Below are 3,679 nucleotides of genomic sequence, written 5' to 3' on the forward strand. Positions count from 1 at the left end.
GCGGCCTGAGCCGCCCGCCGAGGGCGACCACTACAGACTTGGCTGGCAATTGCCGTAACCACGGCCCTTCTCCTGCCGTCCTCAACTTCAAAAGCCGATAACGCAACAGGCCCACAAGGGGAGAAGGAAGAAAGCAGCTACGCCCCGATCCTCCGCAGCGCCTCTGCGACCGTCACGATCGGCATGTTGCGCTGTCCGGCGGCCTCCAGCGCATGCCGCATCAGGTCGGGGGTACAGCCATAGGGGCTCGGCGCGTCCGCGACGTCGTGGCCGTAGAAGATCAGCCACCCGCCGCTCGCCACCGCCTCGTCGAAATAGCGATCGACGCCCGCCTTGTCGATCTCACAATTGACCAAAGGCGACGCACGCAGGAACTGGAGATCGATGACGTCGCTGTTCACGCCGGGAAGGATGCCGCGCGCCGAACGGAAGGCCTTGGCGAGCTGCGGCTTGCGCCAGACCGAGGCAATCCCATAGGGATGGGCGAAGTTCTCCAGATTGATCGAGGAATCGATACTGCGAAAATAGGTGCGGTTCCGCTCGATCTCGCGCGCCATCGCGGCCTCGTCGAGCCTGGCCGAGCTCTGGTGCGAGAAAGTGTGGCAGGCAATCTCGTGACCGGCGCGGTGAAGCCGCACGATCGCATCATCCGACAAGCCGTGCCAATGATCTGACGGCTGGCCGATCAGGCTGCCGGCGAGATAGAACGTACCGCGGCCGCCATGCTCTTCCAGGAGCGCGGCGCCTTCGCCTGCAGCGCTATCCGGGGCATCGTCGAAGGTGAAGCTCACGATCGGCGCATGCGCGGGCAGCCGGTGCGGCGCGGCACGAAAATGCCGGGCCAGCCGATTGCTCACGCGTCCCTGGAGTGCCGACCACACGACTGCGTTTCCCGTGATTCCGTATGTCTGTACTGAAACATTCGCGCGCTGGTCGAGGCAAGCCTAACGCCTGGGTAATCCTAACGCGGAACCAATATCCTTCGGCTAACGCGCAAGGACCGGCGCTTCGGCTTCCACACTGAGATATTGCAACCAATTGCGGAAAAGCACCGCGGCCGCGCTGCCGGCGCCGATATCGGCGCGCAAATTCAGCCCAGGCAATTCGTTGGTGAGCGCCGGATGGCGCTGGTGCGCCGCCTTCTTCTCGAACCGGGCCAATTTCTCTTCCGTCGCTGCGTCAAAATAGCTCACGGGCAGGCGCGGATAAGTCTCACGCTCCCGCGCAAGGTAGCGGCCGATGTCGCGCAGATATTCGCGCTGGAGCGACAGCGCGTCATATTCCGGATGCCCCTGGAAGAACACGAACCGGCTGGCATATTGGCGAACGAAAACGTCGACGCCGGCCTCGGCCGAGCGTGTCAGCACCTGGTAACCGGCCTGCACCAGGTCGCTCTCCGCGAGCTCGTTCAGGCGCGAATGCGACACCTTCAGCGGCGCCGGCGCGGCACGCGTCAGGGCATCGCTCGTCACGGCGTCGCAATCGAAGATGCCGTGGCATTTGGCCGGCAGCCGCCGTCGTTCGATGCCGTCGAGGTGCAGCACCGCCGCATGCGCGGCAAGGCACGACCAGATGGTCGATCGTGTGTTGGTCTTGGCCCAGTCAATGAGGTCGGAGAGGTCGCGCCAGTACGGTTCCTGGTCGAGCTCGGGCGCGATGGGCTCTGCGCCTGTCACGATCAGCCCATCGAATTTCTGGCGCTTCAGATCGGACAAGTCCGAATATTCGCTCTCGACATGCCACTTCGCTTCCGGCGAACGCTTCACGCTGGGCAGCGAGAAGCAGTGGAAGCGGATGCGGCGCGGACCCGCGGCAGCCTGAAGCAGCTTCAAGAACTGACGCTCGGTCGCCTTCAGCGCCGGATCCGGCATGTTGTTGACGAGCCCGATCGTGAGCTCAGCGGCGTGATCGCGCGCGAGATCGCGCTCGGCCGGCACCAGCGCCGGGCTCGATATAACTTGATCCCTGTCGATCAAGATCGTCATTGGCGATGCCGCCTACTCCGCGGCCTCGAGGCGCGCCGCCCGACAGGCCTTGTCCAGCGCCTGGTCGATGTCCTCGATGATGTCGGAGACGTGTTCGATGCCGATCGAGAGGCGGATGGTTTCCGGCAGCACGCCGGCGACGCGCTGCTGCTCTGCCGACATCTGCCGGTGCGTGGTCGAGGCCGGATGGCAGGCCAGCGACTTGGCATCGCCGATATTGACGAGGCGCGTGATCAGCTTCAGCGCGTCATAGAAGGACTTGCCGGCTTCCATCCCGCCCTTGATGCCGAAGGTGAACAACGAGGAGGCGTTGCCATCGAGATATTTCTGCACCAACGGATAATACGGGCTGTCGGGAAAGCCGGTGTAATTGACCCAGGCGACGCGCGGGTCCTTGCGGAGGAATTCGGCGACCTTGCGGGCGTTCTCGACATGGCGCTCCATGCGCAGCGCCACGGTCTCGATGCCCTGCAGCAGCAGGAAGGCGTTGAACGGCGACAGCACCGAGCCCATGGTGCGCTGATAGACGCTGCGCGCGCGCTCGATATAGGCGGTGCGGCCGAAGCGCTCGGCATAGACGAGGCCGTGATAGGAGGCGTCGGGCTTGTTGTAGGCCGGGAAACGGTCGGCGTGCTTGGCCCAGGGGAAGTTCCCGGAATCGATGATGGCGCCGCCGAGCGTGGTGCCGTGGCCTCCGAGAAACTTTGTCAGCGAATGCACGGCGATGTCGGCGCCGTAGTCGAACGGCTTGAGCAGGATCGGGGTTGCGACGGTGTTGTCGACGATCAGCGGCACGCCATGCGCATGCGCGATTTTCGCCAGCGCCTCGATGTCGCAGACATTGCCGGCGGGATTGCCGATAGTCTCGGCGAACACCGCGCGGGTGTTCTCGTCGATCAACTTCTCGACCGCCTCCGGCTTGTCGCTCTCGGCGAAGCGGCCGGTGATGCCCTGCCGCGGCAGGATGTGCGAGAGCAGCGTGTGCGTGGTGCCGTAAAGCTGCGGCATGGAAACGATGTTGCCGCCATGATCGGCGACGTTGACGAAGGCGAAATGCAGCGCCGCCTGGCCGGTCGCGACCGCGAGCGCGCCGACACCGCCTTCGAGCTGGGTGATGCGCTTCTCCAGCACAGCGCTGGTCGGATTGGCGATGCGGCTGTAGCGAAAACCCTCGGCCTCGAGATTGAAGAGCGCCGCGCCGTGATCGGCGCTGTCGAAGGCATAGGCCGCGGTCTGGTAGATCGGCACGGCGACCGCATGCGTGGTCGCTTCGGGCTCGTAGCCGGCGTGAATAGCGATCGTCTCGTTGCGCATCGTGCCACCTCCGCGTGGGGCGGGCCGCACTTATTGGCCTGTATGAGGCATGTGCGTTGTCCGCCGCCCCCGTGTTAGAGGCGGGTGGTAAAGCGGACAATAATTCGCCTAGAGATCGAGGAAGTAACCCTAACGCTTGTCGGCGAATTGGCCGGAATCCGGGTTAAAGCGGATTAACGAAGTGCTGCTTTGGTGCCCTCGCGAGGTCCCTTCCTTCTCCCCTTGTGGGCCTGTTGCGTTATCGGCTTTTGAGGTTGAGGACGGCAGGAGAAGGGCCGTGGTTACGGCAATTGCCAGCCAAGTCTGTAGTGGTCGCCCTCGGCGGGCGGCTCAGGCCGCGATCGTGGCCCACCGCCTCATGTTGAAGGCGATCGAGGCGA

Annotated in this window: 3 protein-coding genes; all 3 read right to left on the minus strand. The window is 64.2% G+C overall.

All coding sequences use genetic code 11. From position 1 onward, the window contains the following. Positions 1 to 137 precede the first annotated feature (137 nt). Complete coding sequence (locus CV770_RS40600) at positions 138 to 881, minus strand: polysaccharide deacetylase family protein (protein ID WP_091967734.1); 744 nt, start codon at positions 879 to 881, stop codon at positions 138 to 140. Positions 882 to 986: 105 nt separating this feature from the next. Beyond that, positions 987 to 1,985 (minus strand): homoserine O-succinyltransferase MetA, encoded by a 999-nt coding sequence (gene metA, locus CV770_RS40605; protein WP_104466278.1) that lies wholly within the window; start codon positions 1,983 to 1,985, stop codon positions 987 to 989. Between the two features lie 12 nt (positions 1,986 to 1,997). Further along, positions 1,998 to 3,299 carry an O-acetylhomoserine aminocarboxypropyltransferase/cysteine synthase family protein gene (locus CV770_RS40610; RefSeq protein WP_104466279.1) on the minus strand — a complete coding sequence of 434 codons (1,302 nt, stop codon included), beginning with the start codon at positions 3,297 to 3,299 and terminating at the stop codon, positions 1,998 to 2,000. Between the last annotated feature and the right edge of the window lie 380 nt (positions 3,300 to 3,679).

This window comes from Bradyrhizobium sp. AC87j1, from assembly GCF_002936975.1.
Classification (GTDB): domain Bacteria; phylum Pseudomonadota; class Alphaproteobacteria; order Rhizobiales; family Xanthobacteraceae; genus Bradyrhizobium; species Bradyrhizobium shewense.

Excerpts from the sequence above, each read along its gene's own strand:
- metA (WP_104466278.1), bottom strand. The coding sequence starts at position 1,985 with ATGACGATCTTGATCGACAGGGATCAAGTTATATCGAGCCCGGCGCTG.
- CV770_RS40610 (WP_104466279.1), bottom strand. The coding sequence starts at position 3,299 with ATGCGCAACGAGACGATCGCTATTCACGCCGGCTACGAGCCCGAAGCG.